Source organism: Caproicibacterium argilliputei (assembly GCF_029211325.2).
Taxonomy (GTDB): domain Bacteria; phylum Bacillota; class Clostridia; order Oscillospirales; family Acutalibacteraceae; genus Caproicibacterium; species Caproicibacterium argilliputei.
Genome location: NZ_CP135996.1, coordinates 602,586 through 629,288, shown reverse-complemented (window position 1 = coordinate 629,288; position 26,703 = coordinate 602,586). Strand labels below are relative to the sequence as shown.

At 51.4% G+C, this 26,703-nt stretch carries 20 protein-coding genes; 3 read left to right on the top strand and 17 right to left on the bottom strand.

Translation table 11 applies throughout. The features are described 5' to 3' along the window. Positions 1-175: 175 nt before the first annotated feature. The 15 genes from PXC00_RS02935 to PXC00_RS02865 form a co-directional block, all read right to left on the bottom strand. Complete coding sequence (locus PXC00_RS02935) at positions 176-2,170, bottom strand: PTS fructose transporter subunit IIABC (protein WP_275845996.1); 1,995 nt, start codon at positions 2,168-2,170, stop codon at positions 176-178. Positions 2,171-2,224: 54 nt separating this feature from the next. Continuing rightward, a complete protein-coding gene (gene ptsP, locus PXC00_RS02930) occupies positions 2,225-3,985 on the bottom strand; it encodes a phosphoenolpyruvate--protein phosphotransferase (protein ID WP_275845995.1) in 1,761 nt (586 codons plus the stop codon). A 28-nt stretch (positions 3,986-4,013) separates the two neighbouring features. Further along, positions 4,014-4,292 carry an HPr family phosphocarrier protein gene (locus tag PXC00_RS02925; protein ID WP_275845994.1) on the bottom strand — a complete coding sequence of 93 codons (279 nt, stop codon included), beginning with the start codon at positions 4,290-4,292 and terminating at the stop codon, positions 4,014-4,016. Between the two features lie 65 nt (positions 4,293-4,357). Continuing rightward, the gene (gene pfkB / locus PXC00_RS02920) at positions 4,358-5,305 is read right to left on the bottom strand and encodes a 1-phosphofructokinase (protein ID WP_275845993.1); all 948 of its coding nucleotides are present in this window, start codon (positions 5,303-5,305) and stop codon (positions 4,358-4,360) included. Between the two features lies 1 nt (position 5,306). After that, a complete protein-coding gene (locus PXC00_RS02915) occupies positions 5,307-6,110 on the bottom strand; it encodes a DeoR/GlpR family DNA-binding transcription regulator (protein ID WP_316935075.1) in 804 nt (267 codons plus the stop codon). Between the two features lie 439 nt (positions 6,111-6,549). After that, positions 6,550-7,380, bottom strand: a complete 831-nt coding sequence (locus PXC00_RS02910) for a polysaccharide deacetylase family protein (protein ID WP_275845991.1) — start codon at positions 7,378-7,380, stop codon at positions 6,550-6,552. After that, on the bottom strand, positions 7,377-9,173 hold the full coding sequence (locus PXC00_RS02905) for a glycoside hydrolase family 28 protein (RefSeq protein ID WP_275845990.1): 1,797 nt from the start codon (positions 9,171-9,173) through the stop codon (positions 7,377-7,379). Before PXC00_RS02905 ends, PXC00_RS02910 begins: the two co-directional genes overlap by 4 nt. Positions 9,174-9,190: 17 nt before the next feature. Beyond that, positions 9,191-10,792, bottom strand: coding sequence for a glycoside hydrolase family 43 protein (locus PXC00_RS02900; RefSeq protein ID WP_275845989.1), 1,602 nt, complete (start codon positions 10,790-10,792; stop codon positions 9,191-9,193). Between the two features lie 47 nt (positions 10,793-10,839). Continuing rightward, the gene (locus PXC00_RS02895; RefSeq protein WP_275845988.1) at positions 10,840-11,673 is read right to left on the bottom strand and encodes a carbohydrate ABC transporter permease; all 834 of its coding nucleotides are present in this window, start codon (positions 11,671-11,673) and stop codon (positions 10,840-10,842) included. 49 nt (positions 11,674-11,722) lie between these two features. Next, positions 11,723-12,625, bottom strand: a complete 903-nt coding sequence (locus tag PXC00_RS02890) for a carbohydrate ABC transporter permease (protein WP_275845987.1) — start codon at positions 12,623-12,625, stop codon at positions 11,723-11,725. A gap of 86 nt (positions 12,626-12,711) precedes the next feature. After that, positions 12,712-14,028, bottom strand: a complete 1,317-nt coding sequence (locus PXC00_RS02885; RefSeq protein ID WP_275845986.1) for an ABC transporter substrate-binding protein — start codon at positions 14,026-14,028, stop codon at positions 12,712-12,714. Positions 14,029-14,177: 149 nt separating this feature from the next. Continuing rightward, complete coding sequence (locus PXC00_RS02880) at positions 14,178-15,710, bottom strand: response regulator (RefSeq protein WP_275846029.1); 1,533 nt, start codon at positions 15,708-15,710, stop codon at positions 14,178-14,180. Positions 15,711-15,725: 15 nt separating this feature from the next. Continuing rightward, positions 15,726-17,441 carry a cache domain-containing sensor histidine kinase gene (locus tag PXC00_RS02875; protein WP_275845985.1) on the bottom strand — a complete coding sequence of 572 codons (1,716 nt, stop codon included), beginning with the start codon at positions 17,439-17,441 and terminating at the stop codon, positions 15,726-15,728. A gap of 229 nt (positions 17,442-17,670) precedes the next feature. Then, positions 17,671-19,155 carry a UxaA family hydrolase gene (locus tag PXC00_RS02870; RefSeq protein ID WP_275845984.1) on the bottom strand — a complete coding sequence of 495 codons (1,485 nt, stop codon included), beginning with the start codon at positions 19,153-19,155 and terminating at the stop codon, positions 17,671-17,673. Beyond that, positions 19,152-20,642 carry a tagaturonate reductase gene (locus tag PXC00_RS02865; RefSeq protein ID WP_275845983.1) on the bottom strand — a complete coding sequence of 497 codons (1,491 nt, stop codon included), beginning with the start codon at positions 20,640-20,642 and terminating at the stop codon, positions 19,152-19,154. Before PXC00_RS02865 ends, PXC00_RS02870 begins: the two co-directional genes overlap by 4 nt. Positions 20,643-20,848: 206 nt before the next feature. Between PXC00_RS02865 and PXC00_RS02860 the strand changes: the two genes are divergently transcribed. Genes PXC00_RS02860 through PXC00_RS02850 form a run of 3 tightly spaced genes read left to right on the top strand, consistent with a single transcriptional unit; the run spans position 20,849 to position 25,354 of the window. After that, positions 20,849-21,835 carry a LacI family DNA-binding transcriptional regulator gene (locus PXC00_RS02860; RefSeq protein ID WP_275845982.1) on the top strand — a complete coding sequence of 329 codons (987 nt, stop codon included), beginning with the start codon at positions 20,849-20,851 and terminating at the stop codon, positions 21,833-21,835. Positions 21,836-21,858: 23 nt separating this feature from the next. Next, on the top strand, positions 21,859-23,298 hold the full coding sequence (gene uxaC, locus PXC00_RS02855; protein ID WP_275845981.1) for a glucuronate isomerase: 1,440 nt from the start codon (positions 21,859-21,861) through the stop codon (positions 23,296-23,298). After that, positions 23,288-25,354, top strand: a complete 2,067-nt coding sequence (locus PXC00_RS02850; RefSeq protein WP_275845980.1) for a glycoside hydrolase family 65 — start codon at positions 23,288-23,290, stop codon at positions 25,352-25,354. Before uxaC ends, PXC00_RS02850 begins: the two co-directional genes overlap by 11 nt. Before the next feature lie 596 nt (positions 25,355-25,950). On the opposite strand, the gene PXC00_RS02845 is transcribed toward PXC00_RS02850, so the two are convergent. Both PXC00_RS02845 and PXC00_RS02840 read right to left on the bottom strand, forming a co-directional pair. Continuing rightward, complete coding sequence (locus PXC00_RS02845) at positions 25,951-26,400, bottom strand: hypothetical protein (RefSeq protein ID WP_316935074.1); 450 nt, start codon at positions 26,398-26,400, stop codon at positions 25,951-25,953. Between the two features lie 15 nt (positions 26,401-26,415). Then, positions 26,416-26,703, bottom strand: a complete 288-nt coding sequence (locus PXC00_RS02840) for a hypothetical protein (RefSeq protein ID WP_275847164.1) — start codon at positions 26,701-26,703, stop codon at positions 26,416-26,418.

The window sequence follows — 26,703 nt, the reverse complement described above, 5'->3', positions numbered from 1 at the left end:
CCGTTTGTTTCTGCCGTTTTATTTTACCATAAAGAACTGCGCGGCGCTACTAAAAATGATTGGATTTCCGCCGCAAACACAGAAAAAATGCGTACCGCACACGGTTTTCAGCCGCTGCGGCACACATTTTCGTGGGGTTATTCAAACAGAGCAAACGCTCCTGTTGTAAGCGAGGTCAGAACAAATCACCGCTGTCCTCATCCGGTTTTGCATTCCAGACCTCCTGCGGCAAGGGCTTTTTGAGCACCGCCAGCAGCAGGCAGCCAACCACTGTGCCGATTGCCAACGCCACAAAGTAACCAAACGGATTGCTGATGGTCGGCAGAACGAAAATTCCACCGTGCGGTGCACGCAGCTGGCACCCAAACAGCATGGAAAGCGCGCCGCTGACTGCAGAGCCGGCCGCCATGGAGGGCAGCACGTGCAGCGGGTCAGACGCCGCGTAAGGAATCGCGCCCTCGGTGATGAAGGAAAGACCCAGTACATAGTTGACAATGCCGGACTGGCGCTCTTTCGGCGTAAAGCGGTTTTTAAACAGCGAGGTGCACAAGGCAATCGCCAGCGGCGGCACCATGCCGCCAATCATGCAGGAAGCCATGATACGGAAGCCCATGCCATCCGCACCGGGGGAGGCAAGCTGCGCTGTAGCAAACAGATAGGATGCCTTGTTGATTGGGCCGCCCATATCAATCGCCATCATGCCGCTGACCACCATACCCAGAAGCGCCGCCGCGCTGCCGTGCAGGCTGGTGAGTGCCGCAGTGATTCCCTGGTTAATGAGAATCATCAGCGGATTCACCACTGCCATGACAATGCCAATCATAAAGATGCCCAGCAGCGGATACAGCAGCACCGGTTTAATACCGTCCAAAGATTTCGGCAGGCCGCTGAACAGTTTTTTCATGAACTTGACCAGATACCCCGCAATGAAGCCCGCAAGCAGCGCGCCCAGAAAACCCGCGCTGATTTTTCCGCCCGCCGGGTCTGCAAACGTACTACCGTTCATGGCGATAATGCCACCCACCATGCCGATGGCAAGACCGGGACGGTCCGCAATCGCCATAGCGATAAAACCGGCTAAAATCGGCAGCATCATGTTAAATGCAAAGCCACCGATGGTCTTTAAAAACTTTGCCGCTGCGGTGGTGGTACCGAAATTGGGGCCGCCGGTAATGCCGTTGGCTGAATCAATCAGGAACGCCAGCGCAATCAGAATGCCGCCGCCTGTTACGAACGGAAGCATATGGGAAACGCCATTCATCAGCTGCTTGTAAATCTTATGTCCGGTGCTTTCTTCCCCAACAGAGGCAGCCGCCTTGGCACCAGTGTGATGATAAACCGGTGCTTTGCCGTCCAGAACGGTTTGAATCAGCGACTCGCCCTTATTGATACCCGCGCTGACGCTAGCAAGCAGCACCGGCTTGCCGTCAAAGCGGCTCATTTCCACATCTTTGTCTGCCGCGACAATAATGCCTTTGCACGCGGCGATTTCTTCGGGTGTCAGCGCGTGCTGCACACCGTCTGCGCCGTCAGTTTCCGCCTTCAGCGAAACGCCCATTTTTTTCGCTTTCTGTATCAGGTTTTCTGCCGCCATAAAGGTATGTGCAATGCCGGTCGGGCACGCAGTGACCGCCAGAACCTGATAGGCAGTTTTCTCTGCCGCAGAGGGCTGCGCTGCCACAGCCGCTTTTTCCGCTGCCTGCTCCGGGAACTTTTCCGCCTCTTTCTGTGCAATCAGTTTGCGAAACGCTTCCTTGTCCTTTGCCTGCATTAGCTGTTCCTTAAAGCCAGGCACCATCAGCAGCACCGCCAGGCGCTGCAGAGCCTGCAGGTGCAGGTCGCTGCCCGAAGCCGGTGCGGCAATCATGAACAGCAGGTCGGAGGGTTTGTGGTCTGCCGCACCATACTCCACGCCAGCCGGTACGGTCATGGCGGCAATGCCCGCCTTTTTCACCGCGGCGACCTTCGCGTGCGGAATGGCGATTCCACCGCCCACCGCTGTGGAACTTTTCTGTTCCCGCTCCAGAATGCCCGCTTTAAAAGCGGCTTTGTCTGAAATGCAACCTTCCTGATCCAGCAGCTGAATCAGCTTGTCGATTGCTTCCTCTTTGGAAGAAGCGGCTTCCTGCAGCGCGATGCCCTCGCTCTGCAGCAACTCATCAATTTTCAACCGGAACACTCCCTTTCATTTCCCTTTTCAATACGATCTATTTTCCACTCCGCATCACTGCGGAAGCTGGATTCGATGTGTATGTGCAAAGTCGCGCAGTTTCTTGCGCACTTCCTGCGGCGAGTCGCAGCGAAGCGCCGCTTCTGCCAAGGCATGGCATTCCTGCGCGGTTACGCAGCTGAGCACGTACTTCACCTGTGGAATGGAACCCGCCGCCATGCTCAATTCCTGCAGACCCATCCCGGCAAGCAGCGGCACCGCCAGCGGGTCGCCTGCCATATTTCCGCACATCCCGACCGGAATGCGCCGGGTCTGCGCCGCCTGCAGCGTCAGATGAATCAGCTGCAGCACGGCAGGATGAAAATAATCATACAGGGATGCGACTTTTTCATTGCCGCGATCCACCGCAAGGGTGTACTGCACCAAATCGTTGGTACCGATGCTGAAAAAGTCCACTTCCTTCGCCAAAGCAGGCGCTGTCAGCGCTGCCGATGGAATCTCAATCATCACGCCAACCGAAATCTGTTGGTCATATGCTTCGCCGCGGTCGTGCAGCTGCGCCTTCGCTTCCTGCAGCATAGCCTTGGCGGCGAGCAACTCTCCTACGCCGGAAATCATGGGGAACATGACCTGTACCTTTCCAAATGCGCTGGCGCGCAGTATCGCGCGCAGCTGCGTCAAAAACAGTTCCTTCTGTTCCAAGCAGAGCCGAATGGCGCGGTACCCCAAAAATGGATTCTGTTCCTTGGGAATGGAAAGGTACGGCACCGCCTTGTCACCGCCGATATCCAGCGTGCGAATCACCACGCTGCCCGGAGACACTTTGGAAAACGCCTCCGCCGCACGGCGGTAAATGGTAAACTGTTCCTCTTCCGTCGGCGCAGTGCCGCGGGAAAGGAACAGCTGCTCTGTACGCAGCAGACCGGAAGCTTCCGCCCCCTGTTGCAGGGCAAACGCCGCATCTGTGTCCGAACCGATATTGGCGGCGGCAATCATGCGCCGACCATTTGCCAACGCCGCCGGTTTTCCGGCGTAAGTGGTCAGCAGCTCGCGGCGCTGCGCTTCTTCCTGCATCTTTTTGCGGTACTCTGCAATCATTTTTTCGTCCGGCCGCAGAATACATTTTCCCGCCGCGCCATCTACAATCACCCAATCGCCGTCATGCGCCTGCTGCAGCAGCCCCGAAATTCCAACAACCGCCGGAATCCCCATGGATCGCGCAAAAATCGAAGTGTGTGAGGTTGCACCGCCCTGCTCCATTGCAAACGCCAGCACATACCGGCGGTCAAGCTGCACGGTGTCTGAAGCGGAAAGATCCTGCGCCAGCAAAATGCTTTCTTCCTGAATCTCAGAAAGTGCGGTGCAGTCCTCGCCGGATAAAATCCGCAGCAGGCGACTGCCGGCATCCTGCACATCCGCGGCGCGCTCCTGCATATACGGGTCCGGCATTTTGCGGAACAGTTCGGCAAATTGTTCTGTCACCGCACGAACCGCCGCCTCGGCAGAAAGATTCTGCTTCTGGATTCTGCGCTGCATCTCCGGTACGAATGCCGGATCTGTCAGCATGGACTTCTGCCCTTTCAAGATGCCAATCTGCTCTTCTTGCAAAACGGACTGTGATTTTTGGAGCAGCTGTTCCACCACCTGCCCTGCCTTTTCGGCGGCGACCCGCAGCCGCGCCTGCTCGGTGTCAGCCTGCTCCGGCGCAATGGTTTCGGCGGCAGCCTGCCGCACTGCCGGTTGATGATACACCCGTGCCTTCGCCATGCGCACGCCGTCTGATACGCCGATTCCCGTGCAAACTACAGTTTCCATTCTGACAGACCCCCTTTCCGGTTCCGCCTTATTCCTCGCCGAACCGCGTATCAAACAGCTTTTGCACTGCCTGCATGGCAGCAGCCTCATCGCTGCCATCTGTTATCACCGTCACCGACTGCCCATAGGCAAGCCCCAGACCCATTAAGCCCAAAATGCTTTTGGCATCCACGGCTGTTGTGGCCGGTTCTTCTGCTTTGTGCAGCGTAACCGCTGCCTGAAACTGTCCCGCAGTTTCCGTCAGGAGCTGCGCCGGACGAAGATGAAATCCCTGTTTGCAGGGGATGGTCCAAGTTTTCTGTAACATATTTCTGCACACTTTCCGCCCCAAATCGGGCAATCTGTTTGGAAACCCCCACGGTTTCCTATTTGTTAAATATTCTCCATTGGTTCTACGGTCACAAGCTGCAGGGAAGAAAAGACCTCAGCACGTTCGCACAGCTGGGTGCCGGGACGGGCCGCCGTGCGCGTTCCTGCCGCCGTGGTCAACCGCGCAATCTGCTCCAGTGACTCTCCCTGCAGCAGCGCATACGCCAGTGCCCCCACCATGGAGTCTCCGGCACCCGTTGCGCTTTTTACGGGAATGTCCCACGAAAGCACCCGGAACGCCTGCCTCGCGTCGGCAACCACCGCACCATCCGCACCCATGGAAACAATCACCAGAGATATGCCGGTCTGCAGCAGCCTGCGTGCCGCCGCCAGCACATCGCCCGGCGTCGGCAGCTGCTTTCCCCACAGCGCCTCCAGCTCGTGGATGTTGGGCTTGACGGCATACGGCACGCTTTTCAGCCCCTCGCGCAAAGCTTCGCCGTCTGCATCCAAAATGGTTTTGACACCTGCTTCCTTCGCAAGGTCAATCAGTTTGGCATAAATGTCTGCCGGAACTTCCGGCGGCAGGCTGCCGCTGAATACAGCAACCTTTGCCTGCCGGCACTGCTGCGCGAATTTCTCCCGGAACGCCGCGAGCGACGTCTGCGGCACCGGACATCCACGCGCGTTCAGCTCTGTTGTTTTACGGACTTTTTCGTCAAAAACCTTCCAGTTGGTGCGGGTCTCGCCGTCGATTTCCAGAAAGTCCTGTGCAATTTGCGCGCGCTCTAAAAAGTGAAGCAACTGCCGCCCGGTATCTCCGGCAACAAAGCCTGTGGCAAGCACATCCGCGCCAAAGTGCCGCAGCACCCGTGCCACATTGATGCCCTTTCCGCCGGGGTCGGTTTCCGCCCGCACCACACGATTCAGCGCCGCCACCTGCAGCGCGTTCACCGTAACGGTACAGTCTAAAGAGGGATTGAGCGTTACGGTCAGCACCCGCTGTCCCATATTAACAGCCTCCTTCTGTCTGTGGCTCCGTCTGCCGCGGAGCTTCTGCAAAATACAAATGCACCTGGCGGTCACGCAGCTCCCTGCACCGCTCCTGCGGCACCAGCGAGCTGGTGACACAGCCGTCTACCTCTGCCAGAGAACCGAACTTTGCAAAGGAAACGCGCCCGATCTTTGAGTGATCCGCCAGCACATACACCTGCTCTGCCACCTGCATCATTTTTCGTTTGGTTGCCGCTTCCAGCAAATTCGGCGTTGTCAGCCCCATTTCCCCATCGATGCCGTTGGTGGCCATGAATGCTTTGTCCACACGAATCTGCAAAAGGTTCTGTTCCGTCATCGGGCCAACCAGTGCCATTGTGTTGGAACGCAGCGTTCCACCTAAGGAAATCAGCGTCAGTCCCGGCTGATTAGACAGCTGCTGCATCAGGTAAATGGAATTGGTCACAACCGTCAGGCTCTGAAAGGCAGAAAGGTATCCTGCCAGATACAGGGTTGTGGTACCCGAATCAATCAGCACGGAGTCGCCGTTCTGAATAAAGGAAGCCGCCTTGGCGGCAATCTGCCGCTTTTCTTCCTGAAAGCGGTCAATTTTCTCATTATAAGTCTGCTCCATCTCCACCGAATCCATGCAGATGGCACCGCCGTGAGTGCGCTTCAGCAGCTGCCGCTTTTCCAGTTCGGTCAGATCCCGCCGGATGGTGGATTCCGAAACGTGAAATAGGCTGCACAGATGATGCACGGAAGCGCGGTTGTTCTGCTGTACATATTGGTAGATTTTTTGCAGCCGTTCTTCCTCATACATAGTCTGCACCCCGTTTTGTGATTGTTTATGATTTTCATGATTGTTTAAGAACGGTTATATACTAGCATTTTCTTATAGAAATGTCAATAGAAGCGGAAAATTTTTTTACGAATCAAATACATTTGTTTTATTCGGCGGATTTTATACAGGAAAGCTAAAATAAAACGGTTATTTTTATGCATAGTGAAATTTCGTGTCCGATTTCGCCCAATTTCTCCGCTTTTATTTCACGCCCAAACAATCAAATTTCATCGCAATCAGTCTATCTGACATACTGTGCTAGCTAAAACAGCTGCTTCTTTTCTTATTTTTTAACTTATAAAAACCAGTTTGGCAGCGGTTCCGTCCAAAATAAGCATAAAAGAGAACTTGTAAGCCCAAAAGCGCGCTTACAAGTTCTCTTTTCATTCCCTATTTTTTTACGCAAGATTTCCAACATTCAGGTCTTGCTTTTCCCGACTTTCTGTTTAGGCAGCGGTTGATAAACGCCCGGTTTCACGCAAACCGGTTCTTTGTCGACGCCAATCCACACCGGAATGGCGGAAGGATTGTAAACCACTGTCTGCTCAACGTTCCACTGCAGGCGGCGAAGCGCCGTTATATACGCTTCAATTTCTGCATTCGTGGCATACCATACCGTATGATCGCCGCCGGCTGCCTTACAAAACTGTTCTATTAACGTCCAGTTTTCCTCGCGGGCAAACTCAAAACTGTGCCCCCACACGTAAAGCAGCGGCATCCAATCCCACGGATTTGTATGCTGAAACGCTTGTAGCCGCTCCATCAGCCGGTCCGTATGATGGCAAGTGGGATTCCACAGCAGAAAGTTCTGCGGCAGCGAAAACCTACCGGTGGATTGAACTGTTCGTGCATAACGAATCCCCAATTTCGGCAAAACTGCCGTCCAGCCTTCCATACAATCGCCATACGGATAGGACATCCCGCTGAGCGGAATGCCGCAAAGCGTTTCCAGCGCCCGCTTATCCTCCAGCAGTTCCTGTAAAACACCGCCGTCCGGCAGCATACTCATCGGGTTATGCAGACGGGTATGCCCTGCTACCTCATGCCCGCCGTACAGCTGCGAAACTTCTGCAGAAGTAACATAGCCGCTGTGATCCAGCAGTCCGGAAATCAAGTGAAAAGTGCCCCGTATCCCATAGCGATTGAAAATTTCAATCAAGCGTCGGTCATAAACCTGCCCATCATCATAGCTCATGGTCAGCGCTTTTTGCTTGGCATACGGATAAAACTGAAATGTGATACGGTTCATGTTTTGTATGCTCCCTTATCGGAAATTGTGTTCTGCAGTACGGGAGCATCTGCCGTAACAACCGGCTGACGTACATCTGCGCGTTCCACTGCGGTTGTGCAGTTTTCAAAGCGGACGGCTTCAGCGTGACGAATCCAATACCCGCACGCCGGCAGTTTCCCAAACATATTGACTTCCGGATACCGGCCATCATACTCCGGCGGTTCGGCGGGCATTTCCTGTACACCGCCGCGAGCAGTCAACTGCACATTTTTAAACAGCAAATTCCGAATTGGAAAGATTCCCTTCTCTGTCTGCATGCCGGACAGATAGCAGCCATCACTCTGCGCCAAGTCATGCGCACAGATTTTGCAGAACTGCAGGTTTTCAATGCTTCCAATACGCCTTTTCCCCTCCGGCGGAATACTGCCGCGGTCACCCAACACAACGAAAAACGGGGAACCGGTCCACCCAATGTCCAAGTTTTTAAAACAGAGGGACTGAATTTTCGCTCCATCCACAGACTCCACGCAGATTCCACCCAACCGTGTGTGTTTGATGACAGAATCGCACACGGTGCAGTTGGTAAATGCGCCATAGCTGCCGGTGCCAAATTTGACGGCATTGGCCATGGTGCTCTGCAGCATCATGAAGCGCACAAGAATCTGGTTACAGCCGCGCTCACTTCCGCTTTTCAAGCAGACCGTATCGTCGTCTGACAAAAAGCTGCAGTGCTCCACTAACACCTCATGGCAATCGCACAAATCCAGGCCGTCCCGGTTCGGAAACCAAAAGGAGCGCAGATGGACATTGCGCACATACAGCCGTGTGCAATCAACCGCCGGAATCGTCCACATACCGGCGTTTTCCACGTACACATCCCGAATCCTGACGTTTGTACACCCAACCAGCAAAATGGCACTGGGGCGGCTGCTTTCCGAACCGTAATCGCCGGAAAAATCACCCCCGCCGTCAATCGTACCGCCGCCTTGTATGACGAACCCGGTCAAATTCTCTGCGTAAACCAGCGCCATCTGCGGGCCTTGATGTGCCATGTTCCAATTTGGATTGTGCTTGGAAACATATGCGCTGCTCTCCAGTGTACCTTGCAAAACTGCATCTGTTTCCAGATACAGTTCACTCCCCTGGCGGAACTCCAGCATACCCGAAAGGTAGGTACCCGCCCGCAAATACAGGACACCGCCGCCTTCCCTTGCACAACAGTCAATGAGTGTCTGCAGCTTTTGCGTCACATCGACAGAACCATCGGCTTCCACGCCAAGTGCTTTTGCATCATAAATTCTTCGCCCGGCGGCTGCCTGCTGTACCGACTGCACCGGATTTTCATACACACACAAATGCTGCTCCGTAAAGCCGTCTGCACGTGCAGAAACCGTACAGGCTGCAAAGGCTTTTGCAGTTTCTCGAAAAGCTGCATGGGACAAGCACTTTTCCCCGTCCAAAAAAACAGAATAGGTCTGCCGCACCGTATCTACCGATAATGCAATTCGAAACCAAGTGTCTTCCTGAAACGAACCAATCAGTTCCCGATGGGCGCCGTTCCACGCAAAGAATGCTTTTCCCTCCATCTGCACGGAAACGGCAGCTTCGCCGGTATCTGAAACCAGCGTCAGTACATTTCTGGCCTGTGACGCAGTATGTGCCTGAAAAAATACGGATGCAAAAATCCGCCCGCAGACAGAGGAAAAGCGGTATTGCTGCTCCCCTCCGCTTGGAATTTGAATTTTTTCCTGTACAAACAGGGCGTAGGTGATGTCAGAAAGCCGATTCAATTTTGTTTCGTCTGCTCCCATTTTTTCTTGCTCCTTTTTCAGTCTGGATTTTCTGAGCTGTCATCCATCTCCCGGTATTCAAAATAATCGAAGTCAGCGGGTTTTCCGCATCCGGACAAATCCTGACAGCACAGCCCGACAAATGCACCTGTAAAGCACCCTTTTTGGCAGTACTCATCCGAGAGTGTGCTGGCATCCAGCCGCGGGCCAATTTGTTTCCAATTCGCCTCATCTGTCGCATAGAAAAACTGCAGCGCAGTCCTAGACACCCGAGCACGCAGCCGGCAGCCGAGGATATTGGGAAGCGGTATGCCGGCACCGACAGGTTCTGTGCACTTCGCGTTTTGTGCCGCCATAATCTTGACTACTTTCCCAAGCTGTTCGTCCCATGTCACACATAAATAGTAGTAATTCATGGTGTCATATAGGCAAATCAGCCCGGCCATTTGTGTATAATCATCCGGTGAAAATTCCACATAAGTTTCCGCTTGATAGGAAAATGCCTGCTGACGCCGTGCTACCAAAGACTGCCGGTGCCAGGAAAACAGGGATTCTCCTCCTTTTAAACGCAGAAAGCCCGGCCGCTCCGAAAGGGAAAGCTGGTCTTCTCCCAAGGGCACACGCAGACTCTGAAAATGCGGGTTCAACACCGGAGCGTCAAAATCGTCACGTACAGGAACCGCTGCCGGCGGCGCCGCCGGCAGCGCAGGCGCCGGTACCCGCATTTGCGGCGTTATTCCGCCGCTCGTCAGCCGCAGCCAGCCCTCTGCATTCCACTCCACTTTCTGCAAGCAGGTTTCGCGCCCAAGCGGGCAGCGGCCGTTTGCCGGAATCGGGCGTGCCGCCAGATGCGCCAAATACCACTCTCCCGTCTGTGTTTGCACCAAACTGCCATGGCCCGCTTTCTGCAGTGGAAGCGTTGCATCGTACCGGGAAGTGAGCATATCCCCGCTTGGGTCCTCTTCATAAGGCCCCAGCAAACACTTTGCCCGCGCCAAACGCACGCCATGTTCCAATCCCGTTCCGCCGACGGCAAGCATGAGATAATAGTAACCGTCTTTCTGATACAGGTGGGGACCCTCCGCAATCTCGCCGGGGGCGGTTCTGTAAATCTCATAAATGGGGCCGACCAGCCCCGGCTTCGTTGTCGAATATTCCTGCAGGACAATCCCATGAAAGGTGTTTTTTCCTGCGCGGAAGTCACTTTTCATATTGACCAACCACTTGCGCCCATCCGCATCATGAAATAAAGAGGGATCAAATCCACTGCTGTTAAGAAAAACAGGGTCGGACCAGCTGCCTTCTATGCTTTTGGATGTAACAAGGTAATTGTGCGTATCGCGGAAACTGGAAGAATGCACCTTGACATCCGTGTAAATCAAATAGTAAGTTCCCTGCGCATAGCTGAGACACGGCGCCCAAACACCGCCCGAAATCGGCACGCCCTCCAGATTCAGCTGAGAAATGCGATTCAGCGGTGCAGCCGTCAGTTCCCAGTGCACTAAGTCACGGGAGCGGTGAATCCGCACGCCGGGAAACCACTCAAACGTGGAAGTCGCCAGATAATACCAATCTCCGACCCGCAAGATGGATGGATCCGGATGAAAACCCGACAGCACCGGATTGCAAATCTCCTGCATGATATCATTTCCTTTCTTTACAAATCCGTTCTGCTTTGCTTATGTTCTCAATCTTTCAGTCCACTGGTACTGATTCCCTCTACAATATACCGCTGGAAAATGAAGAAGACCAGAATGGGCGGAATCAGAGACAAGGCGGACATGGAGAACATAGCGCCCCAGTCGGTCTGTGTCGGGTCAGAAAACTGCCGCAGTGCAACACTGACCGTAAACAGCTCCGGCTTTCCAAGGTAAATCAACGGCCCCATAAAGTCATCCCAGCTCCAGTAGAACTGGAAAATTGCCGCGGTAATCAGGGCTGGTTTCACCAGTGGCAGGATGATACGCGCATAAATGGTAAACTGGTTGCAGCCGTCAATCATTGCCGCTTCGTCCAGTTCATACGGGATGCTGCGGATAAACTGCATGATTAAAAAAATGAAGAACGCCGAGCCGCACCAAGTCGGCAGAATCAGCGGCAGAAATGTATTGGTCCAGTTCAGTTTATGATAAATAATATACTGTGGAATCATTACAATCTGTCCCGGAAGCATCATGGTAATCATGACCGTTACAAACCAGAACCTTTTAAAGTGAAACTGCACGCGGGAAAACCCGTATGCAATCAACGGGCAGGAAAACAGTACGCCCAGTACAGAGAGCAGCACGACGATGAATGAATTTCCATAAAACGTGGAAAAGCTGATTCCGCCAATGCCCTGCCAGCCTCTGCTGTAGTTTTCCAAATGCAGCGGAAACGGAAACAGATTGCTGGAGTCCACAAACACTTTCTGACTCTCTTTAAAGGAGCTTGCCACAAGCCATAAAATTGGGTAAAGCGCTGTCACGCTGAACAGAATACAAAAAAAGTGAAAGAAAAAGCTATATGCTTTTTTTCTCATACCACACCATCCTCCTTGCAATTATAATCAAACTGGTCTTTTTCTTTGCTCATTTTTTGGACTCGTAAAAAACCCACGCAGAGGAGGATTTGAAAACCAAAGAAGTAAATACCGCGACAATCATGAGCAGCACGACCGACAAAGCAGAGGCATAACCCATGTTGAACTGCTCAAAGCCCTGCCTGTAAACGTACAGCTGGTAGAACAGCGTGGTATCCAGCGGGCCACCATTGGTAATGACCAGTGCCTGCGTAAAGGTCATAAAGCTGCTGATGAGCTGCATGACCAAGTTAAAGAAAATCACCGGAGACAGCAGCGGCAGTGTGATTTTATAAAACCGCTGAAACGCATTGGCGCCGTCTACCAAAGCTGCCTCATAATAAGAGCCGGGAATATTTTTAAGTCCTGCCAGAAAAATGAGCATTGGCGAGCCGAACTGCCAGATGGCCATTAAAATCAGGGAGCCCAGTGCGGTGTTGGGGTCTCCCACCCAAGAAATATTGGGGTTTACACCAGTCAGTGCAAAAACCAGCGCATTGAATGCACCGTCACGGGCAAGCAGCTTGCTCCAAGTAATGGAAACCGCGATACTGCCGCCAATGATAGAAGGCACATACAGCAGGGTACGGTAAACGCTAATCATGCGGTGCTTAGTATTCAGCAGCATGGCAACCAACAGCGCAACCAACAGACGAATCGGGGTGCAGACAAACGCATAAATAAAGGTAACCTTTAAAGAAGTCCAGAACTTTGGATCCGATGTGAACACAGAAACATAGTTTTGAATCCCGATAAATTTCGGTGCAGACAAAAGGTCGTACTGTGTCAGGGAAAAGTAGAACAGGCAGATAAAGGGAATGAGCGTCAAACCGAGAAAGCCAATTATCCAGGGCAGAATAAACAGGATGCCTGCAGACTTTCCGGCAGTGCGATGCTTCAGCTTTTTTTGCATATAGGATTCCTCTTTCAAAAGCATAAGGTGTTTGTTTTAAAAAATGGTTCCTGACGCCGGAGCGCCGGGAACCGAAAATTCAAATCTCAAGTTTCACTGTTCATATCCTGTTTTGCAAGATCCTGCAGCTGTGAAAAACCCGCTTCCGGTGTCGTTTTATTATAAATAATTTGCTCCTGCAAATCGTTCAAGAGTTTTGCGATATTATCGGAGTTTGCCGGTGCAGGAACGCTTTCTCCGGTTGCGGATTTTGAAATTTTGTTTAGATAATCCGCAACCGCCTTCTGATTATCCGAAAAGTTTGCTTTCAAGGCATTTAACACTTTCGTAGAAGCTGGCATACCGCGCTCTGCATCCAGGATTTTGTTCGCTTCCACATCGTTAATAAAGAAGTTCATAAACTTTGCTGCCTCTTCTTTATTTTTAGACTTGCTGGACATTACCATATGCTGACTTGCTAAAATAGCGGTTGCTTTATCTTGATTCGGGCCTGGCATCGGAATGAGCTGCAGCGGGAAGCTGGCGGCTTTGGCAATGGTATCATAGTTATTGGTATAAATCAGCGCGGCGGCAGATTTCTGTTTAACAATCTCAAAGTTCGCGGGATTGCTAACTTCGGAGGTGGTAACGTCAATTGGCGGAACCAACCCTTTGGACACCCATGATTTGTGTAAATCCATGTAATCGCTGTATGTTTTCTTGTCAAAACCGATTATTTTTTTGGTATCGTATGCGCTTTGTCCATACTGCCCGCACCAGTAACCAAACACGTTGTCTGCCCACAGAACGTCGTCCGCACCGTAAGCACCGGTAACTGCTTTAATCTTTGTCAAATCTTTTTCCATATCGGCCCAAGTGGCATATCCATTGGTCGGAACCGTTAGACCCGCCTTTTTATACATGGCCGGATTGACCACCATAGCCAAAGTGTTGGTGCCGAGAACCACACCATAAAGTTTTCCATCAATTTTCCCGGTTTTCACAGCACTGGCACTCATGTCATCCAGATTGATTACCTTGCTGGACACGTAGCTGTCCAACGGCTCAACCAACTGCTTTTGAATGAATTCTGAACCCGTTGCCGCACCAACCGTAAATTGAAACAGATCAGGCATATTGCCGGCTGCCGCCATCATCGACAATTTCTGAAAATAATTGTCGAAACTTTGATAAGTCGGGGTGATGGTCACATTGGGATGTTTGGATTCATAAAGCTTAATTACTTTCAGCGTCGCGTCGTTTCGTGTTTGGGAACCCCACCACATAAACGACAAATTCACTTTCTGCTCTGCCGCCGCACCACCGCTGCTGCTGGAAGCAGTCTGTCCGCTGCTTTGGCAGCCGGTCAGTGTTGCAGAAACCAACAAAGTTGCTGCTAACACGGAAGCCATAAACCTTTTCATACGCTCTTAACTCCTTTTCCAAATGAAATTAAAATTCGCTGCCGCACGTTCGGCAGACAAATTTCTGAATGCGAGTTTAGTATATCGAATTTTCTGCTGCCTGCGGTATAGAAAAAGCCGACTCCCTACCCCGTAAAAAACCTACTTTATTAAGAACGGTGCGCCTGCTTTTGATAGGCCTGCGGCGAAACCCCGGTAAAGGATTTAAAAACTTTGCTGAAATACTGCGCATCTTCCGGAAATCCTGTCATACGGGCCACTTCATGGACTTTCAAATTTTTTGTATTTTCAAACAGCTTTTTTGCCATTTCCATACGTGTAGTCGTAAGAAACGCGGAAAACTTCTGACTTTTACTGCGGTAAAACAGGCGTCCCAGATACTCCTCGTTCATATACAGCCGGTTGTGCGCAATCCACTTTAAACTCAGCTCCGGATTACTGATGTTCTCATAAACCAGTTTGACCACTGACTCGACAATGGGATTCTTTTTCTCAAGTCGCCTGCCGTTAAACAATTCCGCAATCTGATTGCAGACCTCTCTTACGGCATTTAAGGCTTCCGCTTCAGAATGTACCGCCTGGAATTGTCGCAGCAAGGCTTCCCTGCGGTGTGTGTCTGCTGCCAGCATGGCAACAGCGCGGTACAGCCCCCCGCAACAGTTGAGTTTGGCACCTGAAGACAGCTTCCCCTGCTGCAGCGAGTTTCTAAAAAGCTCCAGCTGATAGTTGACTTCCTCCAGTTTTCCTGCCTGCACAGCCTGATACACTGCATCAATATGCGAAAGCAGTTCGGAGTCCTCCCTGTATGTGTGAATGGACTCCGGCAACAAAACCGCACCAGCCGGAAAGTCGTAGCGCAGTTTCAGAAGCGCAGCGGCCTCTTGATACATTTGGTGAATCTCTGAAAAACTTTCTGCACGACTGACTGCCGCCGAAAAGGTCATTTGAAAATAGTGCTCATAAGAACCCTGTACTTTTTGAATACAGCTGCGGATTTCAAGCGCGGGCATGGTTTGAAACACCAGCACCACCTTTTCCTCCATCACTGTACTGAGCACCACCGTATCCCATCCCAGCATTTCTTCCGCAATGTTGCGTAAAGCATACTTTTTAATAAAATCACACGTTTGCTCCGGCAGCAAAACCACCACGCGAAACAGCCCGTCTGAAACACCAAACAAGGTCTGAAAGTCCCGGCTCTCCTGCTGTTTATAAATCCCCGTCAACGCCTGGCTGCGCAGAAACTGCTCTTTGACATAAGGCAGCACCCGTTCCAATTTACCCGTCAAACCGTTAACTGTCCGCTTTTCCTGCCGCTTTTGTTCCAATTCAGCCTGCACACTGTGCAGTGCCGTACGCAGACTTTCTTCATGAACCGGTTTGAGCAGGTAATGCTTAATGCCGTAAAGCATTGCTTTACTGGTAAAATCATAATCGCCATATCCAGACAGCACAATAAAGGCGGTTTCGGGCAATTCCTTGCGTACCTTTTCAATCAGATCAATACCTGACACAACCGGCATTTTCATATCGGTCAAAACAATGTCCGGTTTGCTTTTCAGAATCCAATCGTATGCCTCCACACCGTTTTTCGCCGCGCCCAAAAAAGAGATACCGTTCTCTTCCCAATTCAGCAGGTGGGAAATCCCCTCGCGCTCCAGCGCTTCATCATCTACAAACAGAAGTGTATACAGTTTTTACGCCCCTTTCTTTGGCAGCGTCATGCAGACGGTTGTTTGTCCGTTTCCGCTTTGAACGTGCAGGCCATACGCCGCTCCAAACAGCAGCTGCAAACGTTCCTGAATATTTTTTAAGCCAATCCCCGTTCCATGCGGAACATATTGAAAAGCATTCAGCGCTTTTAACTGCTGCTGTGGAATATCCGGCCCGTTGTCCCGCACGCACAGTTGACAGTTCTCTCCCGCATCCTGCACCCAGACGGAAATTTTGCAAACGCCAAGCATATTTTCAGCGCCGTACAAAATTGCGTTTTCCACAACTGGCTGCAAAATCATTTTCGGAACAACTAAGTCCAAATATTGCGGTGCGATATGAACGGAAAAACAAATGCGGTCTGTGTATCGCATCTTCTGAATATGCAGGTAATTTTTCAGCAGGTCAACTTCTTCCTCCAAAAAAATAACCGTTTGCTCGTTCACCGAAGCACGCAGAAGGTTGCTCAGGGATAAAACCATGTTGGAAACCTCATCACCCCGCCCGACCTTCGCAAGCCAGCTGATAGAGCTGAGCGTATTATACAGAAAGTGCGGATTGATCTGTGACTGCAGCGCTTTATACTTTGTTTCCTGTATGGCCAGCTGCTTTTCATAGTTTTGCTTAATCAGCTGATTGATACGCTCCACCATCAGCAGGAAATCCTTTTGCAAGATTCCCACTTCGTCCCCACGGCGGTAGTCATACAGATCTGCCTTCACCTTGTCAAAGCACCCTGTTTCTACCTGCTTCATACTGTTTGTCAAATCCTCAAGCGGCTTGGTAATATTTCTTGCAATTCGGAAGCTGAAAAAGCAGGAAACTGCCAGCAGCAAAAGTGCAGCCGCAATCAGAAAATCCCGAATCAGAATGTTCTGCTGAAAAGTTGTGTCATATGGCAGGACGCTCACATAAACCCAGCCCAGATAATCAGATTTCACGGTCACGACAAAGTACTTTTCGCCGTTTATGGTTTGGATGCGGTAACCGTTTTGGGCAGCGGGCTTCGCCACGCTTTTTCCATTTTGGCTGCGGAAAATCATTCGGTTGTCCGCATAAAGGAGCAGCTGCGTGTCCGTATCTTGAATTTTCTTTTCATTGGACTCCACAATTCCTTTGAGGTCATAGCTGAGCAGCAATGTCCCCATAGACTTTAGCGACAAATTTTGATATTGAATAATTTCCCGGGCACTGAAAAACTGCTCGTTCTGTATGTTCGGCTCGCTGAACACATAACCGCCCTGCGCTGCTTTTGCACGCTTCAGCAGAGCACGCACCTGCTCTGCACTGTCAGATTCCAGCAGATTGTCGCCCTGCGCAATCACTTTTCCGGCATTGTCAATATAATTGATAGCTGAAAGATTCTTCTGTGTCATGGACTGAATGGAAAGCTTCGCTTGCAGTTTTCCAGCCTGCACCAGTTGCTCATACGCGCCGGTGCCTTTTTGCATTTCTCCTAATTCCTCCTGAATGTCCGGATCCAGCATGATACTCAGAGAAAAGCTTTCCACCTGTTTCAAATCCGTTTCCACCCCGCTTGAAAACTGCGCAATGACTTGCATCGTCTTCTGGTACAGCTGCTGATCATAAAGCCTGAGAAAGTGCCCTACCCCAAGCCAGGTGAAACCGGTGAAAAGAAGAATCAGCGCCAGATTGAGCAATAAAATCTTGTAAAAAATCCGCAGATTTCGATACTGCATACGCAAATGCTGCAGCTGCCTGCGCAAAGAAAGGGAAGACCACCTTTGATTGCCGCGTTTCCATTGCCTTTTCACAAAGCACCCCCCAGATACATAAAAAGCAGCTGCAAAGCGGAAAAAGGAAAACCATACTCCCGCTCGTCAGCCACCCCTACGGTTCCGGTTTTGCCCAACCGGAATCCTCTTGTCAACCAGCGTTGCAAAAGCAGCACTGTAATTGGTTTCGCCGCTAAAGCGTAACGCCGTCTTTAAAAATTGCAAAATCATGCACTGCAAAAGACTCTGCCTTTGCCTTTTCAGTCCCGGAAGCAACCGCCAAAACCAACCCAAACAATTCTTCCGTCAAGTCGGCGGCAGACACGCCAGCCAACACACGCCCGGCATCAAAGTCAATCCATCTGCGCTTTTTTTCTGCCAAGGCGGAATTGCTGGAAATCTTAATCGTCGGCACCGGACAGCCAAAGGGCGTTCCTCTGCCGGTTGTAAACAAAATCAGCTGTGCGCCGGAAGCCGCTAATGCAGTTGCCGCAACCAAATCATTCCCGGGCGCCTGCAGAAGCTGAAAACCGCTTTTAGAAACCTGCTGCCCGTTAAGCAGAACATCACAAATCGGCGCCGTGCCGCCCTTTTGCACACATCCCAGCGCCTTATCTTCCAGTGTCGTAATCCCTCCCGCTTTATTGCCAGGTGACGGATTTCCGTCTACTGTCTGGTGGTGTTCTACAAAATACTGCTTAAAATCCTGAATTAGAGAAACTGTTTTTTCAAATACTTCCTGGTTCTCACAGCGGTTCATCAGCAGCGGTTCAGCGCCGAACATTTCCGGCACTTCGGTTAAAATCGTCGTTCCGCCCTGCGCAATCAAACGATCGCTGAATGCCCCAACCAGCGGATTCGCCGTAATGCCGGAAAAGCCATCCGAACCACCGCATTTCAATCCCACTACCAGACGTTTAACAGAGCAAAGCTGCCGCCGAAAGGTAGAAGCATATTGGCAAAGTTCCTCCATCTGCCGCATTCCCTCGGCAACTTCATCTTCGCACGCTTGACAGACCAAAAAACGCACTCGGTCTTTATCATAGGAACCTAAGGCTTGTTTCATTCCATCCATGGTGTTGTTTTCACACCCCAGCCCGACTACTAAAACCGCGCCTGCATTGGGATGCCGAATCAGCCCTGCCAGTGTCTTTTGTGTCACTGCAAGGTCATCTCCCAGTTGTGAGCAGCCATATGGATGCGGAAACGCATAAATGCCATCTATCGCAGGTGTTAAAAACCGCTGCGCCCGCCGGCTGATCTCCTGCACGACCGCATTCACGCAGCCAACCGTAGGAATAATCCAAACTTCATTGCGGATACCAACAGAACCGTCTGTTCTGCGATATCCGGCAAATTCGCGCGGTGTCTCCTGCGGCAGCGGTGAAAAGTCCGGCAGATACTTGTAACGGTCACTGGCGCCCAGCCCTGTTTGCAGATTATGCGTATGCACCCAGCTTCCTGCCTGAATCTCACAAACGGCAGTACCAATCGGAAACCCATATTTGCGAACCACTTCTCCCGCGGCAAGATGCCGCAGTGCCATTTTGTGGCCAGCGGGGATGGTTTCTTTGGTCATCAGCGTGCAGTCACCCACCTGCACCGTCTGCCCTGCGGCAACCGAACAAAGCGCGACTGCAACGGAGTCTGACGGATGAATTTGTATAAATTGCTTCATACTTCCTCCCGTTTTGCTTTTTGCAGCACTTCAGAAACCGCCTGACGTATGCCTGTTTGACGAATCGCAGTCAAATCTTCTGTCACCTGCTGTGCCAAACCCGGATACCGTGTCAAATCTTCGCCCCAAAAAGCAGTCTGCGCCAGACAATCGTTCACAAACGCTGAAACCGCCTTCTGCTTGCTGGAAGCTGCAAAAAACGCCAACACCTTCCTGTCATCATGGACTTCATAAGGCTCTCCCCCACGGCTGCCCAGCAGAACACCGTCCTGCAGACAATCAGACGTATAGAAGGCCAGCAGTGCCGCCAAAGAGAAAGTCAAGCACACCGGCAGCGCGCCGGTCTGGTTTAGCCGGTCCCGCAAAGAGGGCAGCACCCGCACCCTCCACTTGGAAACGGAGTTTAGGGAAATCGCCAACAGGGAATGTGCAACAAACGGATTGTCAAACCGTTCAAAAACCGCCTGTGCAAACTGTTTCGCTTCGCTTTCCGGCAGCGGCACCGTGGGAACGATCTCCCGCAGGACTGCTGTTTCCATAAATTCGCGCATCAATGAATCCTGCATACAGTCCCGAACGAATTCTTTGCCCATCAGGTAGCCTGCCAGCACACTGGATGTGTGTGCACCATTTAAAATGCGCACCTTGCGCTCCCGGTACGGTTCCAGTTTTTTGACGAAATTCACCGGACAGCCCGCTTGTGCCAGCGGCAGTTTTTGCGCTGTTTCCTGTTCACAGTCGGTTTCAATCACCCACAATGCAAAAGGCTCGCCCGTGTCCAGTAAAACATCGCGGTATCCCAGTTCCTGCTGGATTTGCTCTGCCTCTGCTTTTGGATATCCGGACACAATACGGTCCACGAGTGTATTGCAAAAGGAATTGCTTTGCAGCACCCACTGTCGAAATGCTGTGCCTAACTGCCAAAGGTCGGCAAGACGCAGCACGCACGTCCGCAGTTGCTCTCCGTTTTTTTCAATCAGTTCGACCGGCAAAATCAGCAGCCCTTTCTCCGGCGCACCGTGAAAATACTGAAAGCGCGCGAACAGAAACTGTGTCAGCTTTCCCGGATATGTTTTTGCGGGCCGTGCCATAAACTGCTCGTTTTCGTCATAAATAATGCCGGCTTCAGTCGTGTTGGACACCACAATCTGCAGTGTATCTAAGCAGGCAATCCGAAAAAATGCATCCGTATCCGCATAAGGATCCACGACGTTCTCAATACAGGTAATCACCCGTTTTTGCACCACCGGCTTCCCGTGAATCCTGCCCCGCAAGAGCAGCGTGTAAAAATTGTCCTGCTCCCGAAATTTCTGTAAATCACCGCGGTCGGTCGGCTTGACAATGGCTACGCTTCCATCAAACGTACCCCTTTCATTCGCCGTTTCCAGCATATCCTCTACAAATCCCCGCAGAAAATTGCCCTCTCCAAACTGCACAACGCGCACTGGGCGCGGCTTCCGTGTAAACCGATTCTGGATTAACTGCAAGCAAGTTTCCCCCCCTTAATATGTAAGCACTTACGGATTTAAATTGTAGCATCATTTATAAAAAAGTCAATATTCAAAAAAATATTTTTATGATTTCGCATTTTATTCAATAAATAAACATTTTTTAGAATCACTTGCAACATGGAAGCAAAAAGTTTATAATTTCAATTTGTAAGTACTTACGTAATGAGGTGTGTCTATCTTTTATGAATATCTACGACATCGCCGCGTGCAGCGGCGTTTCCATCGCCACCGTTTCACGTGTGCTGAACAACAGCCCCAGCGTCAGCCCAAAAACACGGGAAAAGGTGCTGCGCGTCATGCAGCAGGAATCCTATACGCCAAACGCCTTTGCCCGCGGGCTGGGGCTAAACTCCATGCATATGATTGGTCTGCTCTGCACAGATGTTTCGGATACTTACTATGCCAAAGCGGTTTCTTTGGTAGAAAAGCGTCTGCGTAAAGACAGTTACGATGCCCTGCTCTGCTGCACCGGAAACGATCCGACCGATCAAAAGAAATTTTTGCAGCTGCTGCTTTCCAAACACGTTGACGCAGTCATCCTGATTGGCTCCGCGTTTAAGGAAGACGCGCAGAATGCGTATCTGGCACAGGCCGCAAAAGAAGTACCGGTTGTCATTATCAATGGCTTGGTCGAGTTGCCCGGCGTTTACTGTGTACTCTGTGACGAACGAAACGCTGTCCGGCAAAATGTACATTCCCTGCTTCATCAAGGAATTACACGGATTCTTTATTTGTATGATGTCCTAACTTACAGTGGCTGTCAGAAACGAGTCGGCTATCAGGACGGTTTGGCAGAGGCCGGTTTGCCCGAAATGCCGGAATTGACCGTGCAGGTTCCAAAGTCCATCCCGGAGGTTCGCGATGCAGTCGCTGCTCTCTTAAAAGACGGCCCTTCTTTCTCGGCGATACTGGCATCGGAAGACCTGATTGCCATTGGTGCACTCAAAGCACTGCAGAATGCCGGTTTGCAAATGCCGGTCATTGGTTTTAACAACTCCATCCTTGCGCAATGCGCTTCTCCGGGGCTGACTTCCGTGGACAATATGCTAGAAATTCTCTGCCCCACTGCGGTTGGTTTACTGGAAAAGCTGCTTTCCGGAGAACCTGTCCCGCAAAAAACAGTCATTTCTTCCCGTCTGGTCGAGCGGGAAACCTTTCACGCTAATTGATGATTTTACAGGAGGCTTTATTTATGAAACCCTTTCTTTCCGAAGACTTTTTGCTCAGCAACGACACGGCTAAAACACTTTACCATCAGTACGCGGAAAAAATGCCGATTCTCGATTACCACTGCCACATCAATCCGCAGGAAATCGCAGAGAACCGGCAGTTTGACAACATCACGCAGGTTTGGCTGGGTGGTGACCACTACAAGTGGCGCTTGATGCGCGCCAACGGCATTCCAGAAGAAGAAATTACCGGAACCGCCTGCTCAGACCGTGAAAAGTTCCAGCATTTTGCAGAGGTGCTCCCCAAAGCAATTGGGAACCCGCTGTACCATTGGACGCATTTGGAGTTAAAGCGCTACTTTAGCTATACGGGAACGCTCTCTCCGGAAACCGCCGAAGAAGTCTGGAATCTCTGCAACCGCAAGCTGCAGACAAGCGCCCTTCGGGTGCGTGGGATCCTGCAGCAATCCCATGTGAAGCTTGTGTGCACCACTGACGACCCCATTGACTCCCTCGTCTGGCATCAAAAAATCCGTGAGGATGATACCTGCGGCGTAAAAGTCCTGCCTGCATGGCGTCCGGATAAAATTCTGAAAATCAACCAAGCCGAGTTTGCCCCTTATCTGCAGCAACTCGCCGCAGTCAGCGAAACTTCCATCGCAACCATGCCTGAACTGTTTCGGGCGCTGCAAAAACGCCTGGACTTCTTTAACCAAATGGGCTGCCGCACTGCCGACCACGGAATTGACACCGTTCCGTATGCGCCTGCAGAGGAAAGTGAGCTGAACCGCATCCTACTCAAAGCTGCCCGCGGAAACACACCGGACAAGGCAGAAACCGAAAAATACCTGTATGCCATGCTGCTCTTTTTGGGGCGGGAATATGCCAAACGCGGTTGGGTCATGCAAATCCACTACGGTGCTTTGCGCAATGCAAATTCCGCGATGTTCCAAAAGCTTGGCGCCGATACCGGATATGACAGCATCGCCGTACAGGACTGCTCTGCGCAGCTGGCCGGCTTTCTGGATGTGCTGGAACGCACAAAGGAACTGCCCAAAACAATCCTATATGCCTTGAACCCCGGTGATAACGCAATGTTGGACAGTCTTGCTGGTTCCTTTCAAGGCAGCGGCATTCAGAACAAAATTCAGCATGGAGCAGCCTGGTGGTTTAACGACACAAAGTCCGGTATGGAAGCGCAGCTAAAAAGCTTTGCCAATTTCTCTGTACTGGGAAACTTCATCGGAATGCTCACCGACTCCCGCAGTTTCCTTTCCTACACGCGGCATGAGTATTTTCGCCGTATCCTCTGCAACCTGCTCGGAACCTGGGTGGAAAACGGAGAATATCCTGCTGACATACAAACCCTCGGAAAGCTGGCTGAAAATATCGCGTTTTACAACGCTGACCGGTACTTTGGCTTCGGTTTAGCAGAACAAGGAGAATTGTCACATGAAAATTGACCGTAAGCGTTTGGTCAGCCGCCACAATCCGGTACTGACCGAACCGGATTACACCTCCCCACTGACGGTTGGGAACGGGGAATTTGCATTTACCGCAGATGTGACCGGCCTGCAGTCGTTTCCCGCGCTCTACGAAGCCGCTCATACTCCGCTGTGCACCATGTCACAATGGGGATGGCACACCACCCCCTCCGGACATCAGCCGGAATATACGCAGGCCGATTTACAGGAAACCGCATACAGCTTTAACGGCCGCACCGTTTTCTATGCTTCGGAAAAGCAGCCGGGAAACGAAGCCGTTTACGACTGGCTGCGCCAAAATCCGCACCGCCTGCATTTAGGTCAAATCGGCTTGCTGGCAAACGGGCACGTTCTGCAAGAAAGCTGGCTATCGCAAATTCATCAGGAGCTTCATTTGTACGACGGCATATTGGAAAGCCGCTTTTGTCTGCAGGACTGCCCTCTCTGCGTTACGACTGCCTGTGCACCGGAAAGTGACACCCTCCTGGTTTCCATTGCGGCAGACTCCGCTTTTCCGCAGTTCCTCTCCATCGCTTTTGATTTTCCTTACGGCAGTCCGGAAATCTCCGGCGCCGATTGGTCCTCACCAAAGCTGCACACCACCTGTGTTTTGCAGCAAAGCAAGCAAGCTTTGCTGGTTTGTCATAAATTGGACGGAACTACAGTTTGGATTTCCATTGCCTCACAGGATGCTTTCTCCGTTACACAGCCGGCACCACACCGGCTCTTGCTGACTCCGGCTGATGGCAGCCGAATCTTTCACTTTACCGTCCACTTCTCGCAGACACAGGAAACTTGCACAATGCCGAACGTCTCTTTTTCCGAGCAGCTTTCCCAATGCGCCGACTGGTGGCATCAGTTCTGGGAAACCGGCGGTGCGCTTTCCCTTTCCGGCAGCAGTGATGTGCGCGCACCGGAACTGGAGCGCCGTCTGATTCTCTCTCAGTATTTATTGGCTGTCAACAGTCGCGGCAGTACACCGCCGCAGGAAACCGGTCTGTACTGCAACAGCTGGTATGGTAAATTCCATTTGGAAATGACCCTGTGGCACTGGAGTGCTTTTCCCCTATGGAACCGTGGAACCCTGCTGAAGGACGGGCTTCTTTGGTACCGAAAGCATTTACCGCAAGCAAAAGCAAACGCGGCTAAAAACGGCTATCCGGGAGCACGATGGCCTAAAATGGTTTCGCAGGACGGCATCGACAGTCCGTCTTCGATTGCGACATTGTTAATTTGGCAGCAACCACATATCCTATATATCCTTCATTTGCTGTATCGCAGCCATCCAAGTGTCACACTTCTGCGCGACTATTGGGAGGTTGTTCGGGAAACCGCAGACTTTATGGCCGGATTTGCTGCGTATAATCCGCATACACAAACCTATGAGCTGCTGCCGCCACTGATTCCCGCACAGGAGGTTTATGCACCGAAAACCGTCCGTAACCCGGCGTTCGAAACCGCCTACTGGGCATTTGGGTTACAAATTGCAATGCAGTGGGCACAGCAACTCGGCGCACCTGTCCCCCCCATCTGGCAAACAGTGGCCGCACAGATGGCGCCCGTTCCGCAGCAAAACGGACTGTATCTGGCACACGCACAGTGCCCCGAAACCTTTTCTGCTTTTCACCGCGATCACCCATCTATGCTTGCTGCTTTCGGCTTACTGCCCGGCACAAAAATACAGCCGGATGTTATGCGCAAGACCTTAGACACTGTGATTTCCTGCTGGGATTACGAAACCCTGTGGGGGTGGGATTTCGCCATGATGGCCATGACCGCTGTGCGCCTGCAGCAGCCCGAAAAGGCCTTGGAACTTTTGCTTTGTGACACCCCGAAAAACCAATATCAAAAAAACGGGCAAAATTTTCAATTGCTGCGCACCGACCTGCCCGCTTATCTGCCCGGCAACGGCGGTCTTTTAATGGCGGCCGCCATGATGGCTGCCGGATATGACGGTTGCACAGAGCCGTTACCGGGATTTCCGAAAAATAAACGTTGGCACGTCACTTACGAAAACCTGAACCCTCTACCTTAAATATCCGGCAAACCTGTGTGGATTCATACTTTTTAAAACAGGTAAAGCGCACGCTATCGTATTTTCGACGGCGTGCGCTTTTCTATGCTTCTAACAGGTAGACCTCTGTGCAAAAACTTCTGCAATAGAAATATGCAATCCACTGCAGAGCCTAAAAATCCGCGCTGCAAAACCCTAAAAATGGCTTTGCAGCGCGGATTTTCGGTATATTCTTCTGGCTGGGCTGGCGGGATTCGGACCCACGCATGATGGAGTCAAAGTCCTATTCAGTCAGTTTTCAACGCTTTCAACCAATCCAAAAAAGCTAGTATTCATGCGGGTTTCAGCGAGTATTCGAGATTGCTCTCTTTCAGTAAGGACTTGGCACTCTCGGTCAAATAAACAACAAATAAACAACAAAAAAATTCCCAGCAAGCAGCCACTCAGGCCATTTGCTAAGGGGGGATATTTTATTCTTTCTTCACTTCATCAAGTATCCGTTCCAGCAGCAGATACATTTCCTGCTGGTCGCGCGCCATTATAATTTATGATATGACGCAAAAATGCCCCGACCTACCGTAATGGTAAGCCGGGGCATTGCTGTGTCTGTATGTAATTTATGCGGTCGCTTTTGCAGTACCCACAACGGCCTCTTTTGCGCCAGTCTTCGGCAGCGCCTTGACCGCGGCTTCAATTGCCGAGTCGCCAAGACTTGCCACATCACCTTCATAGGCAACGCCGTCCAAACCGAGAGCCGTTTTAAGCACCTTTTCAGCTTCGGCCTTGCGCTGATCTGCCGTAATGCTGCCGTTCAGGTAAAGCTGTTCGGCGCTGTTGACACCAACTTTAGCCGCATCCACAATCTTTTGCAGCGCGGATGTCACCGGGCTGGGCACGATTGCAGCCGCAGCGTCTGTCACGGTATCGGCAACGTCCAGCACTCGTTGCGCGGTATCCACGCCGCTTTGGACGTTGACGCCCTTAGACCGCAGCAGCGTCACCATCCAACCGCAGGCGGTAATTGCAAAGCCCACACCAAACACGATAATCACCATAGTCAAATCCATAATATGTACCTCCAATTATTTAAATAGCAGCGACAGGATTGCCGCTGCAACGCCTGTCCCTATTGCTCCAATGATTCCGGCAATGAGTTTATCCCACCATTGCACCGGACGAGCCGATATACTTTTTACATCCGTTTTGATTTCCCGCACGTCCGATTCCAGCCCATCCACTTTTGTATTCACGGTTGCCATCGCAGCAGTCAATCCGCGAATATCCTTAACTTCCGCTTCCAATTCATCAATCCTGTGGTGGGCGGATTTCGAGCTTTCCCATGCCTGCACAGCAATATCATCATGATCCAC